Genomic DNA, 26,076 nt, shown 5'->3' on the forward strand with positions numbered 1-26,076 from the left:
GGAAACTAATTGAGGTAAAAGGACACCCGATGAATCATATTCTTATTGTGTATGCGCAAGGGATTGAAGAATACAAAAAGCATTTTATCAGTATGCTTGAAAATTTTTTAATACAAAAAAATTACGAGATTACCCTATGTACTTCATTAAAAGATGCCTACGATGTAAGCAGCTTAAATCCACGAATTGTTACCATTCTTTATGATTGGGATGACTTTGGATTTGATGATTTACATCATTTTTCAAATCATAATAAGTTATTACCTGTTTTTGCCATGACCAATAAGCATGCATCAATTGACATTAATCTCAGTGACTTTGTTCTTACTTTGGATTTTTTGCAATATGATGCTAATTTGGCACATGATGATTTCAAACGCATATTGCTCGCCATTGAAAAATACCGGCATGCAATTTTACCCCCTTTCACTAAAGCACTTATGCATTATGTGCAAGAATTAAATTATGCATTTTGCACTCCAGGACATTTAGGTGGAACTGCATTTCAAAAAAATCCAACCAGTGCTGCATTTTATGATTTTTATGGTAAAAATATTTTTCGCGCCGATCTTTCAGTATCAATAGAAGAACTCGGAAGCTTATTGGAGCATTCCGGCCCTCAACGTGAAGCCGAGCAATTTATAGCAAATGTATTTAAAAGCGATCGTTCATTAATTGTAACCAACGGTACATCAACATCCAATAAAATAGTAGGTATGTATTCGGCAACTTCGGGAGATACCGTCATTGTGGACCGGAATTGTCATAAATCGATTGCCCAGTTCTTAATGATGGTCGATGTCATTCCCATTTATTTGAAACCTACACGAAACACTTATGGAATACTGGGAGGAATTCCCAAATCGGAATATACTGAACAAGCAATTCACGACAAAATTCTAGAACATCCCGAAGCAGAAGCCTGGCCTACTTATGCTGTAATCACGAACTCTACTTATGATGGTTTACTTTATAAGGTTGAACAAATTCAAAATCAGCTCAAAGTAAAGCATTTACATTTTGATAGCGCCTGGGTTCCATATACCCATTTCCATCCTATCTATGCTGGAAAATTCGGGCTCAGTTTAATGCCTCAAAAAGATCAAGTCATTTTTGAAACCCAATCAACCCATAAGCTATTAGCCGCTTTTAGCCAATCATCCATGATCCACATTAAAGGGAATTATAATGAACACATTTTGAACACGAATTATATGATGCATATGAGTACTTCGCCTTTCTATCCTCTTGTTTCAAGTTGCGAGGTTTCGGCTGCGATGATGGCAGGAACCCATGGTTATGATTTAATCAATGAGGCAATTGAATTGGCATTGGATTTTCGAACAGAAATAAAACGATTGAAAACACAAAGTCCCGATTGGTTTTTTGATGTATGGCAACCGGCCTTAGAAAACAAAGCATCTTGTTTCCCCTTAAAACCCAACGAAAAATGGCACGGTTTTCATGAAGTCGACGAAGATCATTTATTTTTAGATCCAATTAAGGTGACCGTTCTAGTACCAGGAATCAAGAATGATGAACTCGATGCTTGGGGTATTCCCGCTGCTATTGTGGAAAAGTTTCTTGCATCTCATGGAATCATTGTTGAAAAAACCGGTCCCTACTCGATGTTGTTTTTATTTAGCCTAGGAATCACTCGAGCCAAATCAATGGCTCTATTGGCAGCTTTAAATAAATTCAAACAACTTTATGATGAAAACGCGCCAGTTAAAATCGTAATCCCGCAACTGCATCAAGCACATCCTGATTTTTATGAAACAATGTCCATTCAAAGCCTGGCTAACACCCTTCATAATTTGATGTTAAAGCATCATTTACCCAAGGTGATGTACCATGCTTTTGACACACTACCTAAAGTAGTTATGACCCCTCATCAGGCATTTCAAAAGCTTATTCGGCAAGAAACACAACTTATACCTTTAGCACAATTAAAAGATAAAATTTCTGCTGTCATGATCTTGCCCTATCCTCCTGGTATTCCTTTAATTATGCCCGGAGAACAAATCACAGATGATTGCGAATTGATTCTTGATTTTTTACTTATGTTAGATGATATAGGAAAAGTGCTTCCAGGTTTTGCCACTGAAATCCATGGGGTAGTCGTTGGTGAAGATGGAACAAATTATGTGCAAATAATCAAACAGTCCTAAGGTTCCTTACATTTCATGGGTTCTCTTTGAGAAGAAGATCATCAACAGATTTTCTAAGAGATCGTACCTTGGTTTGTTTTTGCTGAGGGTATCCGATTCGACCAAGAAATAAGACGGTATTTTCATGAGAAAGTGCACGTAGATTTTTGGAGATTTTAAGAGCTATATTCTGTGAGAATTTTAATTGTGAAAATTCGGTTTGGGCATCAGCATAATATTGAAACATGAGTGGTGCAAAGTTAGGTTGCATGACTAAACCTAATTGAGTAGCAGTTAACCAAAATCGTTGCATAGCAGCACCCACTTTAAGAAAATACTCGTTTTCATCAATTGAGCTTTTGGGAATAAGAAAAAAATGAGCGCTGCAAAATAAGCTTGGAAGGAGGTCTAATTCGAATTGATTGGTTTGTATTGCACCTAATTTATTTAAAGTCGAAATTCGAGACCATGATTTAAGGGCCCATTTCATGATTCGTTGAGTTAAAGGATTAATACCTGTAGCAGCTATCGGTATGCCTTGTTTGGCTCGATTTTCGGGGGAGAATACTTGCTGATGAATGGGAAAAAGTTCCGGCATTGTCATACGTAATTTTGTAGCCAACATGGTGAGTTTTGCTATAGAAATTTTCTCTCTCAGCGATTCTAGCCATATAATATCAAACTCATTTCCTACTGATTCGATTAAAAGCTTTTTGGCATTACTGGTTAATTTTAATCGCTTATAAATACCCCGCTCCACCGATCTTATTTTGATGCAATAAGCTAATGGGTCTGGTTTTATTCTAGATTTCTTATGGAATGTAACTGAAATTTGGTGTTGTGTACTTGAGTGAGATTCGATTTGATACTTAATCTCCAACCCAAATAAACTCGCAGCAATTTTTAATGTCTCAAGCAAGAATCCACCTGAAATTAAGGTAGGTATACCTCCATAATCATAACAATTGGTTGACGTTTCATTATTAATTACCACTCTAATTTGTGAAGCACTAACCAGTATAAATCGCCAGGGCTGTGAATTGTCACCGCTAGGTGCCCATCGAGCAAGCTCTAAAATTTTTTCAACTGTTGTGGAGGTTTCCGATAAAAAATCGCCCTTTTCTAGACTCGAAGAACTTAAGCGTTTTTTCATTAGAGCAATTTTCAATCTTTGTATTGGATTTCGATTTCCCCAGGGCATCCACCCTATACGATGTTTGCATAGATACGGGTCAAATATATGATATCTTGGTAATGCATAAATAGTACCTCGGTGAAGTAATATTTTCAACGCTTCAGCACCCATGACGCCGGCGCATAACTGACAGGCAATTATCGTTGAGGGCCCCCTTTCTAAATCAAAATTAACACGGCTCGGATCAACTAAGTAATGGCGATTAAATAGCTTAGGGTTGAGTCCAACTAAAAATCGTACTGGAAGGTCTTTGAGATGATACCCATTAAATTGAAAGTACTCTTCGAACGTCATTTGACCTGGCATTATCACTAAATAACACGTCCCCATTCCTATAGGCCCCGCAGTAATTGCCGGAATATTCATTTCATAAGCGCGTTTAAATACTTGGGCTCTTATATCTAAAACAAAAAAATCCAAACCATCTACATAGAGATCCACCCCACAGAGAAATTCATTGATATTATGTTGATTAATACCTTCTTTAAAACAGGTAATTTTTACATTGGGGTTGATGTTTTTAGCCATTTCGACAAGTACATCCATTTTTGGTTGGTGAAGAGAATCAACGGTCGCTCCAACTTGTCTATTAAAATTCTGGATTTCAAAAGTATCCATCTCGGCAAGATGAAATTGTTCAATGCCTAGACGAATTAAGGTGAGTAAATGAATTCCACCCACTCCACCAAGTCCTGCGATAGCAATTTTTTTTGTTCTAAGAAAAACTTGCTCTTCTTCAGTAAGCCAACCGATGTTACGAGTAAAAGCGTTCCGATAATCAAACTGCTCATGCTCCATAATAGTTCCTTGTCATTTCGATATTCCTCATCTTTTTAAATTATATTCCTTTTTTATTTAATTAATTTGATTTTTATCATTGTTATAGTTAAAAGAACAATCGTATAAAGAGGTTTCGTAGCCTTACATTTCATGATTTTGTGATAAAGTTTAGGGTGTTTTATCAAATGGTTATGGAATCCCCGTACTGCAAGATTCACTGTATTTTGGATCGTAATTGGATTTAGGAAAAAAACCTGCTCCCCTTGTTCAGAATGAGGATTAATTTTATTGAAGTACTTATCCATTTTAGAAGAAGAACGTGCCTGTTTGTGAAAGGTAGAATTTATTTTTTCAGATAAGTTATAGGTGATTACATTCCCATGTTCTATTCGATATCTATCAATGTTTAGTTTTTTTAAGGTATCGAGCATTAATTGTATGACATGAGGGGGTGTTTTTTCTTTTGGATTGGGCCATGAAGGAGGGTATTTTAGAGAATATTCCAAGGTACCCGACGATGAAGCCAAACCGCAACAATATTTATTCTTAAAAGGATATAATAAAAATAATTTTAAAACGTGTTTTGTCATGGCATATGAAATAATACCCGAGTGCTTATAAGAGGTATCAACAACCACGTTTCCAAAATAAACCAGCACATCCTTTTTAAAATGTATTATAGAAACACCTATGGTTGAAACGAGTTTTTTTGTTTTCTTATCGTAAAATAAAAGTACATAATCTCTTGGAGCCACATAATCCAGTAAAGTCTCCTTGTCTAAAAATAAATACTCTTGATGAAGTGTTACATAATCGGATTTTTGCTTACTACTTAAATGGGCAGGCTTTACCACAACCAAATCTATTTTTTTCATAAGACACCAAAACAAATTTTTTCACTAAGTTCTCCTTTCCTTGGGTAAAAATTCTCTGTCCTATTTCATAAATAAGAATATATACTTCAGTAAAGTATCACTTTACAAACCTTAGACTATTATAGTATAATATTTGCGCAATATGATTAATTTATGATGCTATTTTTTTATTCTGGTTTGTTTAAAGATACATTTCAATACTGATTCATGGGCTTATGCAATATAAAATTACCGCCCAATTTGCTCGAGGCGAAGAAAAAGTAATTGCCGAATTTAGTGACTTAAGTGACACACGCATTTTTATCGCAAAGAAAATTGCTCACTCTGAGCTTGAAAAGCAAAGAATTATCTTCAGGCTCTATGATGATTCTGATTTATTACAAGAATTTAATAGGGATAATATCTCTGTTTCCTATGCAAAATATGCGGAGGGAAATGGGGATCTCAATTTCATTCAGTTTACATTCCACGTACTTATTAAAATAGAGAATGCAAAGAAAAGAATTGCCAATTTTAATGATAAAAATGATGCGAATTTATTCATGGTGGGCAAATGCGAACTAGATGACGCCCTAGGAGATGACGATCTGTTATTTTTATTTAAAGAACAAAACTTAATTGATACTTTAAATAGAACGATCACTACTCATCGGAAAAAAGAAACTACTCGTATTACAGGAAATGAACAAGGAGCAAAATTTCATCCTACCCCCATGCCAAGACGTCCTACACCGCCAGGTGGCCCTAGTGATTATTGGATTGAGGAAGACGATATACCTACTTGAAGAAATGGAACAATTTCAGTAACTTTGCACGTAACTACTTTTTTCAAGCGCGTGCCCAGGGCCTAGTAGCACCTACTTCCTCGTTAATCTCAAGGATAAAAGTTTCGAGAATTCCTTTAACTTCAGCACAAATATTTACCTTACTTTCAGTATTTATGTTCTTGATAAAGTGTTCTGGGTGATTCAGAAGATCCTCTAAAAGCGCAATTTCTACCGATATGGAATCATGCGATTTTCCATCAATAATAAGCTGAATTGCATGAATTACATTAGGATCCCTTTGTTTTCTCAACCGATTGAGTATCGATTCAACATGGATCTTAAAAGTATTGATTTCTATAAAAAATTTATAATTCGATTTAAGCATAATAAATATTTAATTAATTAAAATTCTTGCCACAAATATCAAAAAGTTGCAATATTGTATAACAATATATAACTTCATTCCATTTCCATGCAAAGCAAACCTGCTTTTTTCGCCCCCTCTAACTACTCTTCACTCGATCACTTTGATTCCATATTTCGAAAACTTGTGTTGGACGCGTATAAGAAACGATTTAATAGCGCAGCAGATGCTAAACTCTACTTAGCTCTTTGCGGTGTAGACTTGGAATCTACAGTTAACATTCTGTTAACAATGGAAAAAAATAATTTACTCAATATCTCTATAGAACAAGCTATTTTTGCCCCTGTTGGCTGTGGTGATATTGCAAATGCATTTTGTACATTAATGACTGGGGATGCAATGATTATCTCCAAGAAGGAAAAAACCCCTCTTCCGAATTTGGACAAAGAGCTCGAGAAGAACTTACCAACAGTTGTTCGCATTGATATACCAGGACATTCCTATGTCATGCTGGCTTGTGAAAAAACATCTCAAGGAGTTTGGGGGTATATATATCAATCCAATGTAGCCTATCAGATGGAAGATAACTCGTTTTCTCTTGCTGCATGGTTGAAGGACGTTAAGTCCTTAAAAACAAATCTATCAGAACATTTGCGAAAATTGGCTCGACTGCTTAGCCCCAGTGTTCCTAATTTAGAGAAAGAAAGCATCTATATGGAATTATATTCCGCCCAACCCATAGTCGAGGTAAAAGTCCCTGCAAACATGAAGGAAATGATCTCATATATTAATGAGAATCCTTTTTTCAAATATAAAGTCAAGACCGTTTGTGCTCAGGATATGTTATTTATTGCAGAACGCATCCGGAACATAATAATTCAAAATACAGAAGAACAAGATCTGCCTCTGGATGTCTATATTGCTAAAATGAAAAAGGAACTGGAAGTTTCTTCTGAATTAGAATATCAAATTATAATGGAACCCATCTAAGTAAAGGATCAATAAAATCGGTCAATAATAGGGTTAAGCCCTCATTTTTTATTGATGTACAATTATGTTACAATGTGCGCAATGATCAATTTGGAACTAACCGTGTTTTCCTCCGTATCTACCAATTACCAATGGATAGCCAGTCTCTATTTTTTTCAAAGTATACCCTATGTGGTTGTTACCTTGATTTCAACCATTATGTACCAGCAATATGGAATGAGTAATACCCAAGCAGCATTTCTAACCAGCTTATTCATGCTACCCTGGACAATTAAGCCTCTTTTCGCTCCTTTTCTTGAACAGGTTGCTACGAAAAAAAAATTAACATTGTATGCTCAAACCTTTATATCTCTAATTTTTATGCTATTGGCATTTTGTGTCGAAAATCCCTATTTTCTAGTGATTAGTTCAATCGGTTTTGCGGGTCTTGCTTTTATTTCTTCGCTCCATGATATTGTTTCTGACGGTATCTACTTGCTTAATTTAAATGATGAGGAGCAAAAAAAATATGTGGCATTCCGCAGCTTTTTTTATCAAATGGGTCGCTTACTTGTTAAAGGTGGATTGTTAGCTCTTATGGGCGGTGTAGCTGTATATTATAAACTTAATGCATGGCAAATATTTTTCTTTACCTTATTCATTATTGGATTTTTACTTACCTTTTTTCATAAAACCCAAATCCCGGAAATCCAGAACAAAGTGGACTTGTTTCATCTGAATTATTGGACAATTTTTAAAACACTTCTTTTCGATATTCAAATTTATTCCATACTGCTCTTTATCTTTTTATACAATTTTTCCGAAGCGCAAATGCAAAAAATTATTCCTTTATATTTGTTAGATAAAGGAGGATTAGGACTCAATATATCTCAAGTTGGCCAGCTCTATGGTATATTTGGCAGTCTATTTCTGATGTTGGGGATCTTTGTTTCAGGCTGGCTTATTACACGTTATGCCCTCAAAAAGTGCCTAAAAAATGTGACATTATTCCTCCTTCTAGGCCATTCGCTTTTTCTTTTATTTCCTTTTTTTCGTGTACATCAAGTACTAATCTATTTAGTCATTTTGTCGAGTCAATTTACAGTAGGCTTAGCTAATGGGACTTATATGGGCTATCTCTTAATGATTGCCAATAGAAGTAATTATCCAATGTCTATGTATACTATCTGTACTTCAATCATGGCTTTAAGTTATGTATTTTTTGGCGCTTTTAGTGGTTGGATAGAACAAAAACTAGGTTATTCCGGTTTTTTTCTCTATATTTTTGCAGCCAATCTAGCGCTCCTTTTTATTACCCATAGAGCGATGAATCGATATGAGTAATTTGCTTGTATTATTAGAAAATGAATTGGTGCAAGCTTCCTCCCTATCTGAATGTGATCATGCCTTAGGTTCTTATTTAAGCAAGAAAGGTATAACAACCTTTTCGTTCACTTATTATGCCTATCACCCCAATTCAGCGAATCGTTTAAAATATGATATGTGTTCTGCCAATTTCAAATCCTGGCACCAGCATTATCTTGCGGAGCAATACCAAAATATCGATAGCACACTGAATTTTGTTTATAATAATCACTTGCCTATTTATTGGAATTTAAAGCAACAATTAGCACAGGCAACAACTTTCTCAGAACGAAAAATGCGAGAAGACTCGATCGCCTTCGGTGCGGAATCAGGTTTATCAATTCCAATTCATGGTCCGCATAATAATTTTGCAATCCTATTATTAGTACAAATGCAAAACCAACAATGTCATTTGAAAGACAACCGAGCTCAATATGAATTCTTTGTCGCAGCACATCTTTACTATCACTACATTCAGACGCATCTATTAGATCAGGTGAGCGAAAAAGAATCCTTTCACTTAACTCAACGCGAAATTCAATGCTTGTTGTTAATTGCTGAACAGTGTTCTGTTAAAGAGATGTCGCAACGTCTTGAGATCAGTGAGAGAACGATTAATTTTCATATTCAAAAAATCAATAGAAAACTAGGAACCAAAAATAAATACCAATCTTTGGCAAAGGCATTGGAATTCCAATTATTAACATTATGACCCCTGTCATAATTGACAGTGGTTATTTATTAATCATACGGATTAAAATTTAACTTCCTGTCTCATTGGAGGAAGATAATGACTTTAAAGAAAATTGTACAAATAATCACTCTTTCTGTGTTTCTTATTCCCGCTGTAGCAAATGCTGCTTTAACCTTATACACCACCAATTGGTCCATGTATGGGCAAAACCCTTATGAATATGACGGTGCTTATAAAATTGGTCGTCCCTATGGACAATTGGCTTATGTTTCTAATCCTGAAATGGTTGCTCAATTTAATAAGGCTGATGTCATCGCCTGGAGTTTTCTACAAGTTTGGAATAGTAAGGATCCCAATCAAGCCCTTTACCAAATTCCCTCCAGTTGGGATGGTTTAATGCATTTTGCTGATCTCTGGGGTGAGTTGCCTCTTGAGGGTTCATGGATATCACCTTTGCCTCCGGAGACTAAAGATTTTCTTAATTTTTGCACCGCGAATCAAGGAAGTTGTGCTTCGGTACAAATGAATGGCAATACAGGCCAAAAAGAATTATTTAATTACACGGATCAAAAAGGTGTAGGGCAACTTAACAGCTTTGGTGCTTTTATAAATTCCAATAAATATACCGCAAAACGAATTATTGCCATTGGTGGAGCAAATACCCCGGATAATAAAGGAATTAGTACTGCGACATTTGCAGCCATCTTTGCTAATCAAAATAAATTCCTAAATCAATTCAAATCATGGATGAATCATTTTAAAAATTTAAAAGGAATTGATTATGATTTCGAACCCCCTATTGATCTACAAACAGGTGGTCAATTACCTCCTGATGCAAATACATTGGCTGACTACAAACACCTTTTTGATTTAGTCAAAGCCAGTCGTCAAACTTTAGGAAAAGATGCTTATATTTCAGTAACCATTACCGTAAATAAAGAGTATTTGGAAAAGATTAACCAATCAGTAGATGGTGGTTGGTTTAAACAAATCGCAAATTATGTTGATAGCGTTAATTTGATGACTTATGATTTACATGGTCCCTGGTCACAAAGCAGTGATCCTTATACCGCAGTTCATGCTTATCTGAAGCAACCCGATACCAGCCGTAAAGATGAATTTGCGATTAACTATGCAACGGATTCCATCACCGAACAAGTTCTCGCATATGGAATGCCCAAAGCCAAATTACAAGTAGGTTTAGCTGCCTACGGACGTGGTTTTTCAGGGGTAAATACAGGCGACAACACCGCCCTTCCAGGTTTTGAACAACCTTGGACAAGTGCCAGTCATTTTGCCTCTGAATATTCAATTCAAGATGGTTTATTGCCTTATAAATCCGTGGATAAATTGGTGAAACAGCTGAATTACAAGATTATTCATATAAATGCCATGGATCAAAACAATAATTCGTTCATTACTGGTTCTTACCTCTACAATTCAACAGCCAAACAATTTGTTGGCTATCAATCACCAGAGGTAGTTAAGTCTGTATGTAGATTTATTAAGAGTAAACAACTTAAAGGCGCCATTATGTGGAGTGCGGATACAGACTTACCTGTTTCCAATCCAAACAGCTTGGTTGCTGCTTATAAAAGCCTATGTAATTAATCCTCGGCAGCCTGGGTGAAGCGTAGCGAAGCCCAGGTTTTCCTAACACAGATTTCTCGGATCATGCCTAGATTACCAGACACCCAGGCTTGAATACTTACTTCCCATTAACTATGATTGAAGATATAAAATTTTAAAATCAGAAACAATGGACCTCTCCAGTCTTACGACTTCAAAATGGAAAATGATTTTGGTTTTCCTATCCCTCGCTGCAATTTCTCTATATATCATAATGAAAATAATGGCTTTTCCTCGAGCAGAAATCCCTTTATTGATTATTATATTCATCGGTGGGATACCCTTATTGTTACAAATTATATTCAAATTGATTCGAGGAAATTTAGGGGCCGACTCCTTGGCAGCAATTGCACTCGTCGCAGGTACTTTTCTGCATGAATATTTAGCGGTGGCGTTGATTATCCTGATGTTGGCTGGCGGACAAACATTAGAACAATATGCGATGCGTAAAGCTTCTTCGGTATTGATGGCTCTTGCACAGCGTATGCCTACTAAAGCTCATCGAAAAGTTAAAGACCAAATTGAAGACATCACATTAGCTGATATTCGGGTTGATGATAATATCGTGGTATATCCTTATGAAATTTGCCCGGTTGATGGTATCGTTCTCGAGGGTCATGGGGTTATGGATGAATCTTATTTGACTGGTGAACCTTATATGATGTCCAAAGCTCCGGGAACCGCTGTAATTTCCGGTGCAATTAATGGGGATTCCCCCCTAACCATTAAAGCGACGAGATTATCTTCTGATTCACGATATGCAGCGATTGTCGAAGTTCTTAAAGAAGCAGAACAAAAAAAACCTTCTTTACGACGATTAGGAGATCAAATTGGAGCAATTTTTGCTCCTTTAGCCTTGATTTTTGCATGTGCTGCTTGGTACTTCTCGGGAGAAGCAATGCGTTTTCTTGCTGTGGTCGTCATTGCTACACCCTGTCCCTTACTCATTGCAATTCCTATTACCTTAATTAGCGCCATTTCAATGGCTGCAAAACAAAGTATTATTATTCGTGATCCCACCGTTCTTGAACAATTGCCTACATGTCAGACTGCAATTTTTGATAAAACCGGCACTCTAACCTATGGGAAACCTACGTTGTCAGAAATTTATCTTGCCAAAAATACCCACCTTACTGCCGATATCATTTTACAATCCATAGCAAGTCTTGAACGCTATTCAAAACATCCCCTTGCTCCCGCCATTCTTAAAGCAGCTCAAGAACGCAATCTACAATTTCTAGAAGCCTCTCATGTTTCCGAAAAACCGGGGCAAGGATTGTCCGGCATCATAGCGAACCATAATATATATGTTACTAGTCGCAATAAATTTCTGCTTAAACAGCCTCAATCTGCAAATGAACTTCCACCAGAATTTCCAGGATTAGAATGCCTTGTTCTCTACGATGAGCAATTCGCAGCTTCATTAATTTTTCATGATGCTCCTCGTAAAGAAGGCAAATCCTTTATCAGTCACTTAACCCCGTCACATCAATTTAAAAAAATAATGGTCGTTTCTGGTGATCGGGAATCCGAAGTACGATATTTAGCGGCCCAGTTAAATCTAAAAGAAATTCGTGCCTCACAAAGTCCTGAGCAAAAACTCGCCATTGTTCGAGAGGAACGAAAAAAAGCACCTACAGTATTTATGGGCGATGGCATTAATGACGCACCTGCCCTTACAGCGGCAACCGTAGGTATTGCCTTCGGACAATCCAGCAATATTACCTCTGAAGCAGCAGGTGCCGTAATTATGGAAAATACATTGAAAAAAGTTGATGAATTAATTCATCTGAGTTTGAATGTCCGTAAGATTGCCTTACAAAGTGCTGTTGGGGGTATGCTCCTTAGTATCATTGGGATGAGCTTCGCCGCTCTTGGCTATATTACTCCAGTGGCTGGTGCAATTCTTCAAGAAATAATTGATGTGTTTGCTATTGCAAATGCGCTAAGACTTGCATGGGGAGGAACAATTAAAATTGATTTACCACCTGTGCCTGTTTAACACAAACGATCTATTCCATTTAGACACAGTCTAAGCTTCCTGGAACAGCTTTAACAAAAGAGATTGGAATTTTTCCTAAGTGCCGAAGAAGTTTGCACTATAATGTATATAGTGGGTATGATATTGGAGGTAGGGGAATATGGACTCAGCTAAAGATAGCGATCCTTATGAAGCCAGGATTAAAATTGAGGATACAATTATTTCCTCAACAACTGGAGAAAATATTGAATCTTTAACGATACTTCTGACTGAAAAATGTGATTTAGAGCATTCAGGGGCAGAAGGAGAAATCATTGAGATTGCTACAGGAAAAATTATATATAGATGTCATAAACAAACCATAATAGATAAATAATCTTTTTGAAAATGCATTCAAGCGTCATCTGAACTCTTCTTCCGACTAAAATTTTTCTTTTCTTTTATAGATAACCCGTCAATGCTTTAAGGTATAATTTCATTAGACTATAATTAGACTAAAATTTCGGGTAGCAAGGAGCCGCCATGAAAATCTATCTCGTGCAGCATGGGGAAAGTCTAAAAAAAGAAATTGATCCTCAACAGTCCCTGAGTAAAAAAGGAACTGCTGATATTGAGAACTTAGGTCATTTTATTGCTCGACAAAAAATAGAAATCGCCCATTTATTTCATAGTGGTAAACATAGGGCAGAACAAACTGCGGCAATATTAGCTTCAAATCTTTCCAAAACAATTGAATTGCACCATGGACTATCACCACTTGATGATGTAAACCCTATAGCCAACGAAATAAATCAACAAACTCATGACCTCATGCTGGTCGGGCATATGCCTTTTATGGGCAAATTAATTGGTAAACTAGTACTTCTAGATGGAGAACGGTCTATTATTGCCTTAGTACCAGGAACAATCGTCTGTCTTGAAAAAACCAATGAAGGCAAGTGGCTCATCAATTGGGTTAGACGGCCTGACTCAGAGGGTATAAACACGATATAACTGCAAAAAATTATAAAGAATTAAAGATAAACAAGAGGAATGATTGCAAGCAAGCAAAGCTAATGTATTATTAAATATATAATACTGGTAAGAGTCTCAGATATGTACAAAAAAATTATAGTACCCGTTGATGATTCTAATTCATCCACTCTCGCATTAAAAGAAGCCATTAAACTTGCGAAGAATCAAAATTCCAAGCTATGTGTGGTTCATATCATTGATACTCTGTATGAAGGGGATGTTGATCGGGACTCCTTTGTTGAGTTAACAAAAAAACAAGGACAGGAAGTTTTAAACTCAATGAAAAAAATTCTTAGTCGTTCGAAAATTGAGTTTGAAATGAAACTCACCCAATTAACTCCTTCTAAATCACAAATTGCGGAAAAACTTGTTGAGGAAGCAACTGCGTTCTCTGCTGATTTAATTGTAATAGGCACTCATGGTCGTAGTAGAATTCATCATTTGCTAACCGGAAGTGTTGCAGAGGATGTCATGCGAATTTCCAAAATCCCCGTCTTACTCATTAAACAGTAGCTTTTGATAAGCACCGCAACCTATTGAACCACATTCTTTTTTACCAACTCCTTTTGCCATTGCCTCTACTCCTCGAAAAAAGGTCTATATTAATAAAATCTTAATAATTTTATGCTAAATTGTTAGTCTATTAATTGTACACGTTGGTATAATTATGCCGAGAATATACTCAAAGCAACGTATAAACTTCGACTCTTTGACTTCTAGCGACCTCCCGCGATATGAATATCATCGTACTTTACGCAGTGCAATTGGTTTATCTGCTACGAGTTATTCACAGCAAATAAGAGAAGCGATAGTCTACCAATGGGATAATATCGCTCCAGAGGTTGCTCTGGCCATTCTTCAAGATGCTCAAAATCAAAAAATTGATATTCAAAATGAAATAATTCAGAGCATAGGAGAAGATGTATTTCATCAACAGTGTTTACAAAATGCTATTGAGAAATTACAGAATAATCCACGTTATTCCCTTTTTGTACAAAAATTTGCACTACATATAACCCGTAATAAATCGAAAGAACTAAGTCTAGAGCATTTAAAATTGGCAGGAATTATCACTGTTGAGCAATTCGATGAATTATTTACTGAATTCTTATATGTACAAAACAAATTAGACACAAGCTTTCCTGATTTCAACAAAATAACGGAAGAAGATGATTATTATCAGCTCATAACGTACATGGCAAATGAACCATTATATGAATCTTTTCTTCAGTCATTTACCCAATATCTTGCCGCAGAGTACAATAATGGCAGGATAAAAAACCATCACGTTGAAGTACCCAAAGAAATCGAAAGTAAATCCCTAGCAAATTTTTTCCAAGCAATAAGCTATGATCTAAGTTTACAGCCACCGAAAAAACCATTACAAACCAATATATTGTATGTCACCTTACTTTCAAATGAGTTGAGCTATACGGTCGTTGATCTCGCCGGGAATGAACTGACTGCATCAATCCCTTTCAGTGAGTGTCCTTTTACTTTGGACGAACAAACCACTGAGGAAGAACTAAAAAGTCATTTACCGGAGCTGTTGAAAATCACATCTCAAAGGGGTCATACCGGGGCTATTGCACTGAATACTGGATCATTAAAAGAGAAGGGTATCGCTTTTTTAGAAAGTGATGTCGGTACAAGCTTATTTTTATCTCATTTACCCGCGGCCGATTTGGTTAAGGATGAGCGATATAAATTTAATCTTTATCAATGGTTAAATCAAGGAAATTTAGATCGCTTAAAAGATCTCTTGGTCTCAGGAGCATGTCAACGTTATAACCACGCCATGGATAGCTGGATTAAACAATTGACAAAACATGAAGAAATAAATGAGGAATTTAAAAAAGAAATTGAGGATGTTGGTGCTTTAATGAAAGAAATGACAGCACTAATCGCTACCCTTGATGAGAATCCAAATGCAAAAGACCAGGAACTAGATAAAAAAATAGAGCTTTTACAAGTGCATTTAAAAAAGCTTAAAAGTCTTTATAACAGCACGCCGCTTTTAAAACCTGGAGATGATTTCCCTTCGACGGCAGGTAATTTTGAACAGTTCATCAAAAAGATCATACTCAACTCTTCTGGAGAAAAGCTAACTCAATACATTGCCGACAGTAGTGATGGAGAAAAAGTTTGGAAATTGCATTTGATGGAGTTAGTCAGTGGATTAGTTAATGATAGAGATTTTGTTTCAGTCCGCGATATAAAAAATAAAAATGATCGTTCTTTTCTAACCGATAAATCAGGTTTTATTATTCCTGCCCATATTGTTTTTAGAGAGCAGCTTAAAATGCGACTTACAACGTCTCTCAAAAATGATGTTCATCATTATTATACAGTGCGAAGTTATCAAAATGATAAATTAATTATGACTCAAGCCCCTGTGGTGTTTAGAGGAGGTTATTTCTCTGACTCTGTAGAGGAAACGGTCCTTTTTGCAAAAAAAATGACCCGTACTGGTGAATATACCGCTGACAGTCATTTATTATCTGGCCAAGAAAATAATATTAAGAAACATGAAATACGTTCTGGAACAGCTTCAACATTAGCAACTACAGGCGTGGACGGAACACGCTCAGTTACGGATAAATTTGATGTCGCAATTAAATTTGGTGGTATGAACGAGGTAAAGATTCTCTATATTGTTCGTGGTAAGGAATCATTTCATTCACAACCTTTTGCAGAAATTGTAGGAAAGACAAAGTTGGGTGAAATAGCTTACACCCATGTCAATCCTGAAGACTATGTCATGACCATTCTTTATAATCGTAATAACGAAATACTTGATGTTATTCCCGGGAACTTAGATGAAGAAGTTCAAAGAGTTAGTGAGTTTACTCGAGAAATAATTAGCTCCGGCATTAAATTTTATAACAAAAAGCATGATGGATCTTTGTCTAAAACCACAGTGAAATTACCCACTCCGCTTAAACAGGAACATACCACACCACATTCATCCGAGGAAAAGCCATTACTTGATATTTTGCATTCTCATCAATTGAAATCCGGTTCAGCCGCTCAATTAAACCCTTCAACAAAACTCCCCACCATTAGAATCACACGACACGTTCGTTCAGGTCATAAAATGCTTTCCTTAGAATCATTAAGACCTGAAGTGGAATCCCCTAAATTATCTGGTGAAAAGCTACAACTTCCTGAGGGTTCATTTAAGTTGGTTCCTGGGCGATTAAGTGAGGTAAGGGAAGCTGCTTTAGCTCACTTCAATATGAGGCATATTTTAACACTGAAGGATTTTAATCGATGGAGCCCTCGGGAAAGAGTGTTGCAGGAAACGTACAATCGTATATTACAACCCCATTTTATGGAAGGTGACATTCAGGAACAATTAAGTCATGCTAATATCGCCCATGAAGAGTGGTTGACTGATGTGCTAGTCCCCAGAATGCAAACCGCTTTGATGCTTCATCTTGCTGCGCGATTAATCACCGATTATCGAGTGGATACCGAGGAAGTAAACTCATTCGCACAAAAATTATTTCATGACATCATGGATGCTGACCTAAGCTATTCGCTCCTAATCGATTGGTCAAGTATTCCTGATTCACTTAATGAGAAAGAAGTACATCAAAATTGTATTAATAAAGCTCAAAAAAGAATACAACAATTACACCCTACTTTAAGTACGGACAGTATCGAATACGAATCCAAATTCGCATCTTTTTTAATAATGGAAAAAAATAAGGTCCAAAAAAAACTGGTCAATAAAACAATGTCCATGTTTTTGGATAAGAACTTAGACCCTTTTGCACAAAAGTATAAACTGGAAAAAAAATCCGTTTATTCATTGAGTGATAATCGTGATTTTGTTTTTCTAGGCCCAGCAGCGAGCGGTAAAAGTACCATCTCCAATTTGTATATTACTAAAGAAAACCGAAAAGATTATGTGTCCTTGGCTACAGATGATTATCGAGGTATATTTCTGCCATTTACAGAAGATTTTGAAAAACAGGAAACAGAACAGGCCTTTATTCGCACCCAAGACAGCGCCTACTTAATTAGTGAGCTTGTAGAAGAACGTATATTAGCTCAAAAAGACAAACGACCCAATGTAATTATTGATGGCGTGACCTATAAATCCTCACAAAAGGCTTTAGTAGAAAAAAATAATAATTCTGTTGTAGTTTGTGCTTGTTTAGATGATGTTTCCCAAGTTGTTAAACGCTCTTATGATCGGGCAAAACAAGAAGAAAGCGGTTCAGCAGATAAAGGAAGATATGTTAACACAACCAGCTTACTCCATATGCACAAAACCGCAAGTCTCAATTTAGTAATGTGTTGCACCCCCAATTCTACTATTGCTTTTTATAATACTAATGTACCCCGTGGCGTAACTCCTCCTTTGATTGCTACTGTAGATACACATGGAGAAAAGACACTCACAATTCATCATGATCAAGGTTCTTTGATGTATTTAGCTTCTTTTTTCAATAAAGCACGAGTTAACGTTAGAGCTAAAAACGATCAACATCTTTTTTTAGATAGATTAAAACAACCTGAATTTCAGATAGATTCATTATTTGCTGTCATGGATCATGGCTTTAAAATTGTCCTACAAGGTGAAAATAAATTGCCTTGTTTAGTGGTCAAAAAAGAACCCATGGGTCAGATCAGGATGGAAATTCTCGACCCCGAACAACTCAAACATAAAATTGAAGAAAATAAAACCGAGAAAACCTTGTTGCAAATGCTTATATTGTATGGGCAACTTGGAACTTTGAAAACAGTTCAAAAAGAGTGTTTGATTCATGAAAACATTGATTTGATGGTCGAACATATCATCTCTGAATCCGAAACCAAACAGATAAAAACCTATTCAACGGAATTCATTTAAGAAACAATTTGCAACTATAATGTATAGAGTGCAAAGTTAATGCGATATAATTCGGTCTTTTTAGATCAGGAGGAACCATGAACACTCGTTTGCTGAAAAAAATCACACGAGAGAGAAATAAAGTAGAACAATTTATCGATTATACGCGGGAACTCTTTGCAAAAACTCCGGATATCTCCGAGAGAATAAATCGTCTTGAGGTATTTGATACCTTATTACTCTTAGCAACCTATGCAAAAGCTGAAGAGCTTGAAAATGAATTTAAATGTGTATTGCCCAATAATGAAAATGTAAATTCCATCGTGTACTTGAAAGAACATCTTCGAGAAATCAATGGCTTTTGTCAAAGTACCCATAGCGATGAGCATGAAGTGTATAAAGATTTGTTCACTGACCTTGCTTCAGAAAAAAAACAAGGTGTTCGTGACCTGTTGAGTAAAACAATTACCGAACTTATTTTGGAGAAAACACATACTCCATCCGCGCGATTAACAATATAAATCTTTCCTTTATACCATTTTGTCCGGAATAATAAGCAATCAATTTTATCTACTTTAATACTAGATTTCTTTCGAAGTTTCCTTCGTTTAAGTACTTGTTTCAACTTGTAAAAAAAAGTTTATTACGTGGAAGCAAACAGTAGCGCCCTAATGAAAAATGGGATAAGATGGGCGCCTGTTGTCCCTCAGGAGAATCATTCTGAGCACTTTTTTTAACGCTACACGAACGGCAGCTGCCGCAATTTATGCGGAATTGAAATTTTATCCTTATTATAATTTAGGTTTTCATCTCGATGCCTTTACAAGCTTTTTCTGTCATGTATTACGCGCTCTATATGACTTCACCGCATTCTTAATCCGTGTGTTAATTACCCCTTTTTTTCTTTTAAATCCCTTTTTTTGGTTCAGTTTACCAGAGCATGTTTTAAATCTAGTTGATGATATAGTCGGTACTGCACTTAGCTTAGTCAGTATTGCCATTCATCCGGTTATTTTTATAATCCGTACCTTGGGTTCCATGTTTCTAGGTTATCATGAAGGAACAGATTATGATTGGGGTGCAGAACCAGAAGAAGAAGCTTTGAACATGGCTATGGCAATCTGGTAACTTTATACTATGCTAAATTATCGTTTAGCAACCTCAACAAAAGTCCCTGTCTTCAAAAAACTCATAATTAATTGTCTTGTTTTTGTGTTATTCATAATAAAAGTATGATTGGAGTTCACGATAACCGGTTCATAGCCTTCTAAACGAGCACACTCAGGGGGAACTTTCGCATCATATCGCCCTGCTATTATTCCTATTTTAATGTTTGGCACAGGCACATGATGAACATATGACGATCGATCTGAACTTAATTCAGATAATGGCTTTATTGGAGAAGTGAGCATGGGAAACATCGTTATAGACAGTTTTGCCAATTTTGATCCTTGATTGGGTGGTGCCAACATAATGAGACTACCTATATTTTTTAATTGCTTTTTGGATAAGGTAGATAATGCTTCTCGGGTAATAATCCCACCAAGACTATGAGTAACAAAATTGATTCGAACACCTGGATTTTTTTCTAATAAGTTTTTAATAAATCGACTTAAATAGCTGCCATGTTCTTGAATGCTGTATTTTGGAGAGGGATAACTATAGGAATAAACTTCATAGCCTTGTCGAGTTAGATAATTTTTTAATGGCCACATACTAAGCGAGGTACGCATTAAACCATGGATTAATACCACAATTTCCCGATTGTGTTTGATTTGAATAGAACGAGCTAATGCTCGAGGGGGTTGCTGATGATTAGGTAAAACCGCATATGCTTGAACGATACTCGTCATTCCAATAATAATCATCAGAATCAGTGGAACAAATTGTCGGTTTTTAGAAATGGTTCTTGTCATTATTTCTCTTTATTTATTCTATCCCTCACATTCTAATTTAACTTCAGGAGCAGGTTCAAAAAAATTTCTGGTTTAAAAGCATTTTATTCATTAAGCGTATGAAGTTTCCTCTATAATTGCTCTTAAAATTAACTTTTCATTGTTTTTTTCTCTAAATTGATAGATTTTTCATCTATGTTATGGTAGATGTTATTTACATTCGTACAGGTATCTTTTAAAAATAAATCATTCTAACAGCCTGTTCAATTTAATAGCTCATCAATAAGTCTCAATTCTATTCAAATTAGGAGTTTTTATGTTGAAAAAAATAATGATGACCAGTCTTTCTCTCATCAACTTATTTGTTTTTCTTCCTGCTTATGCAGATGGAGATATGAGTTGTAAGGTGCAAGTTGCCGTTGCAACACCACCAATACCATTTGATCAAAATGTTGCATTTAATGTAACTTCTAATGAACTTGGATTAAATAAATCGCTTACCCTGATGGGGGGAAAAGGACCTCAATTTATAGACAACATACCTTGTACTCCGGCTCCTTTGACAATTAGTGCAACCGTATACTCGACGCCCTATTATGCCTTGCAAACCTCACCCATTGGTCAATGTGTTTTAAAAGCAGGATATGTTGTTTTAAACGGCCCAGAAAACAGTGCTTCTGTGGTTTTTCCCTACGATTTTTATTGCACAAATTAATCAGTGCCTTTTGCCTATATTGTTTGAATATAGGCAAAAGCAGTGTGATGCACACCTTTTTGGCTAGCTATCATCCCTCTTACAACGCATTCCCCAACTGGCGCCCACACAACTGAATAAAGCACCCAGTAAAAATAACGCGAAAGCAATGTATGCTCCTGAAGCAAGATTTGTCGGAGTTACATTAACCTCTACTATAGCCTCTTTTTGACCATTCTTTGTGGAAGAAGAAATTTTGGTAGTACCTACAGGGGTGGAGATTTGATTCACTGTAATTGGAACTGCCACTACAGTACGAGAAATAGAATTCGTGTAAGTCACTACATATTGACTCAAAAGTCCTATCAAAGCGGCACCCAAGATTAAAGCCATAACCCAAGTAATAAAACCATAAATAATTCCCAAATTATGTTCGGGACAATATAAACGACCTAAATAACCTGCGGCATAACCTGATATCAACGTAGAAATTATCACCCCAATAATGATTCCCAACAAACCGCCGATAACCACTATAACTGAGCCATTACTCATCGTTTTAAAAGCACTTAACCCGATAGCAACTCCTAAAAGATTCAATAAAAAACTAAGGCCTAGGGCGGTTAAGGCCCCTACAAAAACGGCCGTCCAAGAAATCCTTTTATTTGGATGTATAGCCCAGTGTTCTTGATTGGATGTAACTTTATGTGTCATTTGAAACTCCTTTTCTCGTATCGAATATAGCTTCAGGAATATATATGAAGTTGTTTTGGGACTGTTGCTTTCAATTTATATTGAAATTGTACCATATAGGAATTGTTACTATTCAAAAATTAACCTATATATTTTTATTTTTCAAGAGCATAGGTTGAATTCATGTACTCTTATTTTCCTGCTATTTGCTCTATATTTCTAGAAATATTTTTGGCAATTGTACTTAAAGGTAAATCATTATCATCTTTTCCAAAAGGATCTTCCAATTCCTCGGATAATATTTCCAAACCTAATAAAATATATACGATCATCACCATCATCGGAATAATCAAAAATCCGAATGTGTCTACCCAACCAAAAGGGAACATGATGGCATAAAAAAGCATTGCTTGTTTCACAAAAAAAGCAAATGCATAAGGTACATGAGTATTGGCAATTCGTTCGCAACCTCCAGTCATGTCGATTAAATTAGCTATATGAGTATCTAAAGTTAGGTATTGCTCAAACTGCAGTTTATTTTCTTGACGCAATTGATTCAGGATACGATACATTTTTTGCGTTACTAAAAGAACTGGATTTTTTTCTTCAAATTCATGAATACATAAGGAAAGTAGCTCTGTTTGAATCTCTTTACTTTCTTTGCGTAAATGAGCCTTGATAATTAGAGGTAATTTTTTTAACAATTCATAAAAATCAGGATATTCATGTAATCCAATAAAAGCTTCGAACTTTAAACCTAAGTTTCTACAATTATTATTAATTGATCCCCATAAAATACGACCCTCCCACCAACGTGCATAACTCGTATTTACCCTAAAACTAATAATTATCGTTAAGATAAAACTAAAAATGAGATGAAATTGGCCAACGCTATAACGCGTGGCATTTTCAAAAAAACAAGCGATTATTACCGCGTATACGATAATAATTATGGTTATTGGTAATAATTTCTGAAACACTTTTTCTTTATAAAACAAGAAAAGATGAGGTACCCACGTTAAAAGATTATGTGATCTCGGTTTCATCAATGCCCACTCAATGTAAAAAATACAGTGTAACTTGAGTAGGATTCTGAAGCAAAAAGTCTTTCTCTGGTGACTTAAATCATAAAAAGAGTTTATTATGCGCACTCAACTCAAATAAAAGGATGTTCTAACTATGCTTACCTATATTACCGCGCTTTTAAATAGGGGTCTTGAAGGATTTGATGAAACTTTTAAAGACACCCCTGCTCATCAAATTGTTTTCGCTACCGCTGCTCTTTATTTTCTTTGGCAACAATATCCTGCCCTTGCCCAGGCATATCGCTCACGAAATAACACCACATATAAGCAACGAGTGATCGATGTAGCCTATAGTCTGGGTAAAAACTTACCGCAGGTAAAAGCCTATTTGGACAAAGAGCTCAATAAAGATCTCCAGTCAACTAAAGATAAATTAAAAGATTTACGCTCCTCCATGGCATTGCAAGATAAGATTCCTGAAGAACGCACCGATCCAAATTTGATTTTAAAAGAATTTGGTATCAATCCTCAAAAATGTCTTTTTAATTTTTCTGACGTAAAGGATAAGGATGAGGCTCGAAATTTTACTGTTCAGCAAGGAGATGGCCAGGATTCAGGAGCGCTGTATGCTGTTCATCCTCAAGAACTCACAGAATTGCTGAAAGAAGTATATGCTAAAACTGCTTTAACTAATCCTTTGCATGACAAATGGCCACGCATTATAGCCATGCAGGCAGAAATTATTCGATGGTGCCAAAATTTATTTGGTGGTTCTAAAGACGGTTATGGTTTAATCACACATGGAGGCTCTACCAGTATTATTGAAGCCATGGCCGCATATGTAATTCATGCACGAGCCAAAGGAATTAAATGTCCCGAAATTGTAATTCCTGAAACAGCACACGCAGCTTTTAAAAAAGCAGCGGATCTGACGGGAGCTCGACTCATTACAGTTCCAGTTGATCCTAAAACAGGTGCGGTAACTGCAAATGAAATGAGAAAATATATTTCGAGCAATACCGCTGTAATCGTTGGCTCTGCACCATCATTCATGAATGGCATCCATGATCCGATTAGTGATTTAGGTCAATTAGCACAAGAAAAAGGCGTTCCATTTCACGTAGATGCCTGTTTAGGAGGTTTTTTAACTGCTTTTCTGAATACATCCAAAAATCCTATGGACTTTCGCGTTAAAGGAGTTACCTCGATTTCCGCCGATTTACATAAATATGGATGTTGTCCTAAAGGAACTTCAGTTTGCTTATTTAGTGAGGACTCTCCTGCTTTATCAGTATATGCGGCTTTAAACTGGTCAGGCGGACTTTATACTACTCCAGGTATTTTGGATGGCTCAACCAGTGGCGCACGGGTTGCAGAAATATATACCACCCTTTCATATTATGGACGTAAGAAATATCAGGAAATTTCCGAAAGCATTGTAGCAATGCGTCAACGGCTGCAAGATAGAGTGGACCAAGTATATAAACCAAATGAAACGGGTAAACGAGATGTTGCTATTTTTGGAAATCCCCAATGGTCTATACTCGGATTTCGAAGCGATACGTTAAACCCACATTTAATTGCTGATCAATTAGAAAAAAGAGGTTGGAAATTAAATTTATTACAAAAACCTGATGGATTTCATTTGTGTTTAACCCACGTTCATACATTAATTGAACACTTTGAAGATAAGTTCATGAGTGACCTCCAGGAGGCGGTAAACGACGTAAAAGAATACCCGGCAGATAAAAAGCCCACGGGTAATGTTAAAGTTTATGGCACTATAGGAGTATTACCCACTGCAGTACAAGAAATGGTATGCCGGCAATATCAGAAAGCTCGTCTTTATTATGAAGCAACTTGTAGTAAATTGGGAATATTTGCAACAAACAGCAAGCAGGAAAAAGAACCCGAAGAGCAAGAAATTAAAAATGAAATCAGTTGCTAAGGTATGTTTCATTCGGCTTGAACTGCATGAGTAGTTAAATTTTTCCCTCCCCTAAATGGGAGGGAGGGCTAGTCGAAAATTTAATTACGTTACACCCATTGTCTGATTTGATTTTCCACTTCTAAGGCTAAAGCATGATGCGCCATATCGGTCGGGTGGACGGAATCTGCAAAGAGGTAATTATTTGAGGTTTGTTGACATAAAATAGCCAAAGGAGCAGTACACACGGGAGTGGTCACATTCTGGAATAAAAAAGATATCCCGCTAATGACTGTAGGCTCCCCTGCTTGCGCATTGCTGATTAAGTTATCCAAAGCGGCATAAGTATCAAAATATAAAATTTTTACTTTATGCCGTTTAGCAACAGCACCCAATTTTTGATTTAACAGTGAATTAAACATAAAACTAAGATTTTTTATAGCTCCAGGAAGCGAGGGATCCCCGATTGCTACTGCCAGTTGGTTTATGAACGGAGTAACACCTATATTAGGAAGAGATAAGACCACGACTCTTTTAGCACCTCGAGCACTAAGCACTTCAATCTGCTGCACAATCTGAGTGGTGGTCACGTCGATCAATTGCATGAATGCAATTGGGTTTAGCTGTGCAGAAATTCCATATAGCATATCGTTCGCACCAGACCAAATAAAGAACATTGCATTAGGATCCAATTTCTGGGGTGCTGAAGATAGGTAATTTTGAACTTGGCGCTGAACAGATGGAGCCCAATAAAAGTCTATCCCAGGTTCTGCCACTGTTCGACTTCCTCCGCAAGCAAAATTAAACCCATTGGGTAGGGGTACAATCGGAGGCGCAGGAGGTTTAGAGGGATCAACAAAAATAGGAGTTGTATTATTCGTCATCTTATCATTTGTTGTGGGAAATAGAGTACCGGGAGGCAAAAGAGGTGTACCCATAATGTCATGTGCTACATACTGTGCCCAAGTATAACCATTAAACGTTGTAAACGTAGGTGCTTTGTCAGGTATTCCATTTATGAGTGTAAACGTATTATTAAACCCACTATCTGATAAACTATCACCAAAAAAATAAACTTTAGTAATTTTATTCAGTGGAATAGCTAGAGCATTCTGAGGAAGCATGCAGCATAAAGAAAACATGCTCATCAACACAACTAATTGTGTTTTGGCATGTAATATCATTTTTCTTATTTTTGTTACCATTAAACTATCTC

At 36.3% G+C, this 26,076-nt stretch carries 22 protein-coding genes; 15 read left to right on the forward strand and 7 right to left on the reverse strand.

The annotated features are described in order from the left end of the window. Positions 1 to 29: 29 nt before the first annotated feature. Positions 30 to 2,171: a lysine decarboxylase LdcC gene (ldcC, locus tag ACWTE2_RS21120; protein ID WP_454784227.1), complete on the forward strand. Its 2,142-nt coding sequence runs from the start codon at positions 30 to 32 to the stop codon at positions 2,169 to 2,171. 13 nt (positions 2,172 to 2,184) lie between these two features. On the opposite strand, the gene ACWTE2_RS21125 is transcribed toward ldcC, so the two are convergent. Then, positions 2,185 to 4,143 (reverse strand): ThiF family adenylyltransferase, encoded by a 1,959-nt coding sequence (locus tag ACWTE2_RS21125; RefSeq protein ID WP_454784228.1) that lies wholly within the window; start codon positions 4,141 to 4,143, stop codon positions 2,185 to 2,187. Between the two features lie 53 nt (positions 4,144 to 4,196). Next, positions 4,197 to 5,000, reverse strand: coding sequence for a hypothetical protein (locus ACWTE2_RS21130; protein ID WP_454784229.1), 804 nt, complete (start codon positions 4,998 to 5,000; stop codon positions 4,197 to 4,199). Between the two features lie 215 nt (positions 5,001 to 5,215). Here ACWTE2_RS21130 and ACWTE2_RS21135 point away from each other — a divergent pair, with 215 nt between their 5' ends. Next, positions 5,216 to 5,785, forward strand: coding sequence for a hypothetical protein (locus tag ACWTE2_RS21135; protein ID WP_454784230.1), 570 nt, complete (start codon positions 5,216 to 5,218; stop codon positions 5,783 to 5,785). A 43-nt stretch (positions 5,786 to 5,828) separates the two neighbouring features. Here the strand turns inward: ACWTE2_RS21135 and ACWTE2_RS21140 are convergent, their stop codons facing one another. Next, positions 5,829 to 6,152: a hypothetical protein gene (locus ACWTE2_RS21140; RefSeq protein WP_454784231.1), complete on the reverse strand. Its 324-nt coding sequence runs from the start codon at positions 6,150 to 6,152 to the stop codon at positions 5,829 to 5,831. A 165-nt stretch (positions 6,153 to 6,317) separates the two neighbouring features. Here ACWTE2_RS21140 and ACWTE2_RS21145 point away from each other — a divergent pair, with 165 nt between their 5' ends. The 11 genes from ACWTE2_RS21145 (at position 6,318) to ACWTE2_RS21195 (ending at position 19,754) form a co-directional block, all read left to right on the forward strand. Continuing rightward, complete coding sequence (locus ACWTE2_RS21145) at positions 6,318 to 7,121, forward strand: hypothetical protein (RefSeq protein WP_454784232.1); 804 nt, start codon at positions 6,318 to 6,320, stop codon at positions 7,119 to 7,121. Positions 7,122 to 7,202: 81 nt separating this feature from the next. Continuing rightward, positions 7,203 to 8,444, forward strand: a complete 1,242-nt coding sequence (locus tag ACWTE2_RS21150) for an MFS transporter (RefSeq protein ID WP_454784233.1) — start codon at positions 7,203 to 7,205, stop codon at positions 8,442 to 8,444. Continuing rightward, a complete protein-coding gene (locus tag ACWTE2_RS21155; RefSeq protein WP_454784234.1) occupies positions 8,437 to 9,177 on the forward strand; it encodes a helix-turn-helix transcriptional regulator in 741 nt (246 codons plus the stop codon). The genes ACWTE2_RS21150 and ACWTE2_RS21155 overlap by 8 nt, the downstream gene beginning before the upstream one ends. A 78-nt stretch (positions 9,178 to 9,255) precedes the next feature. Next, the gene (locus tag ACWTE2_RS21160) at positions 9,256 to 10,770 is read left to right on the forward strand and encodes a glycosyl hydrolase family 18 protein (protein WP_454784235.1); all 1,515 of its coding nucleotides are present in this window, start codon (positions 9,256 to 9,258) and stop codon (positions 10,768 to 10,770) included. A 148-nt stretch (positions 10,771 to 10,918) separates the two neighbouring features. Further along, positions 10,919 to 12,790 carry a heavy metal translocating P-type ATPase gene (locus ACWTE2_RS21165; protein WP_454784236.1) on the forward strand — a complete coding sequence of 624 codons (1,872 nt, stop codon included), beginning with the start codon at positions 10,919 to 10,921 and terminating at the stop codon, positions 12,788 to 12,790. 139 nt (positions 12,791 to 12,929) lie between these two features. Continuing rightward, entirely contained in the window at positions 12,930 to 13,145 is a 216-nt protein-coding gene (locus ACWTE2_RS21170) for a hypothetical protein (protein WP_454784237.1), read from the forward strand. A gap of 146 nt (positions 13,146 to 13,291) precedes the next feature. Further along, positions 13,292 to 13,762 carry a phosphohistidine phosphatase SixA gene (gene sixA / locus ACWTE2_RS21175; RefSeq protein WP_454784238.1) on the forward strand — a complete coding sequence of 157 codons (471 nt, stop codon included), beginning with the start codon at positions 13,292 to 13,294 and terminating at the stop codon, positions 13,760 to 13,762. Positions 13,763 to 13,864: 102 nt separating this feature from the next. Continuing rightward, positions 13,865 to 14,296 carry a universal stress protein gene (locus tag ACWTE2_RS21180; protein WP_454784239.1) on the forward strand — a complete coding sequence of 144 codons (432 nt, stop codon included), beginning with the start codon at positions 13,865 to 13,867 and terminating at the stop codon, positions 14,294 to 14,296. A gap of 154 nt (positions 14,297 to 14,450) precedes the next feature. After that, positions 14,451 to 18,647, forward strand: coding sequence for a zeta toxin family protein (locus ACWTE2_RS21185; protein WP_454784240.1), 4,197 nt, complete (start codon positions 14,451 to 14,453; stop codon positions 18,645 to 18,647). 77 nt (positions 18,648 to 18,724) lie between these two features. Then, positions 18,725 to 19,147, forward strand: a complete 423-nt coding sequence (locus ACWTE2_RS21190; protein WP_454784241.1) for a hypothetical protein — start codon at positions 18,725 to 18,727, stop codon at positions 19,145 to 19,147. Between the two features lie 178 nt (positions 19,148 to 19,325). Beyond that, the gene (locus tag ACWTE2_RS21195; RefSeq protein ID WP_454784242.1) at positions 19,326 to 19,754 is read left to right on the forward strand and encodes a hypothetical protein; all 429 of its coding nucleotides are present in this window, start codon (positions 19,326 to 19,328) and stop codon (positions 19,752 to 19,754) included. A gap of 17 nt (positions 19,755 to 19,771) precedes the next feature. On the opposite strand, the gene ACWTE2_RS21200 is transcribed toward ACWTE2_RS21195, so the two are convergent. Further along, a complete protein-coding gene (locus ACWTE2_RS21200; protein ID WP_454784243.1) occupies positions 19,772 to 20,542 on the reverse strand; it encodes an esterase/lipase family protein in 771 nt (256 codons plus the stop codon). A gap of 295 nt (positions 20,543 to 20,837) precedes the next feature. Here ACWTE2_RS21200 and ACWTE2_RS21205 point away from each other — a divergent pair, with 295 nt between their 5' ends. After that, positions 20,838 to 21,236, forward strand: a complete 399-nt coding sequence (locus ACWTE2_RS21205) for a hypothetical protein (RefSeq protein ID WP_182391201.1) — start codon at positions 20,838 to 20,840, stop codon at positions 21,234 to 21,236. Positions 21,237 to 21,299: 63 nt separating this feature from the next. On the opposite strand, the gene ACWTE2_RS21210 is transcribed toward ACWTE2_RS21205, so the two are convergent. Both ACWTE2_RS21210 and ACWTE2_RS21215 read right to left on the reverse strand, forming a co-directional pair. Continuing rightward, entirely contained in the window at positions 21,300 to 21,929 is a 630-nt protein-coding gene (locus ACWTE2_RS21210) for a hypothetical protein (protein WP_454784244.1), read from the reverse strand. A 170-nt stretch (positions 21,930 to 22,099) separates the two neighbouring features. Then, the gene (locus ACWTE2_RS21215; protein WP_454784245.1) at positions 22,100 to 22,954 is read right to left on the reverse strand and encodes a bestrophin family protein; all 855 of its coding nucleotides are present in this window, start codon (positions 22,952 to 22,954) and stop codon (positions 22,100 to 22,102) included. A 133-nt stretch (positions 22,955 to 23,087) separates the two neighbouring features. Here ACWTE2_RS21215 and ACWTE2_RS21220 point away from each other — a divergent pair, with 133 nt between their 5' ends. After that, positions 23,088 to 24,881, forward strand: a complete 1,794-nt coding sequence (locus ACWTE2_RS21220) for a pyridoxal phosphate-dependent decarboxylase family protein (RefSeq protein ID WP_454784246.1) — start codon at positions 23,088 to 23,090, stop codon at positions 24,879 to 24,881. A gap of 89 nt (positions 24,882 to 24,970) precedes the next feature. Here the strand turns inward: ACWTE2_RS21220 and ACWTE2_RS21225 are convergent, their stop codons facing one another. Then, entirely contained in the window at positions 24,971 to 26,065 is a 1,095-nt protein-coding gene (locus tag ACWTE2_RS21225; protein WP_454784247.1) for an SGNH/GDSL hydrolase family protein, read from the reverse strand. Between the last annotated feature and the right edge of the window lie 11 nt (positions 26,066 to 26,076).

The sequence above is a fragment of the Legionella nigrisilvae genome (assembly GCF_977063395.2).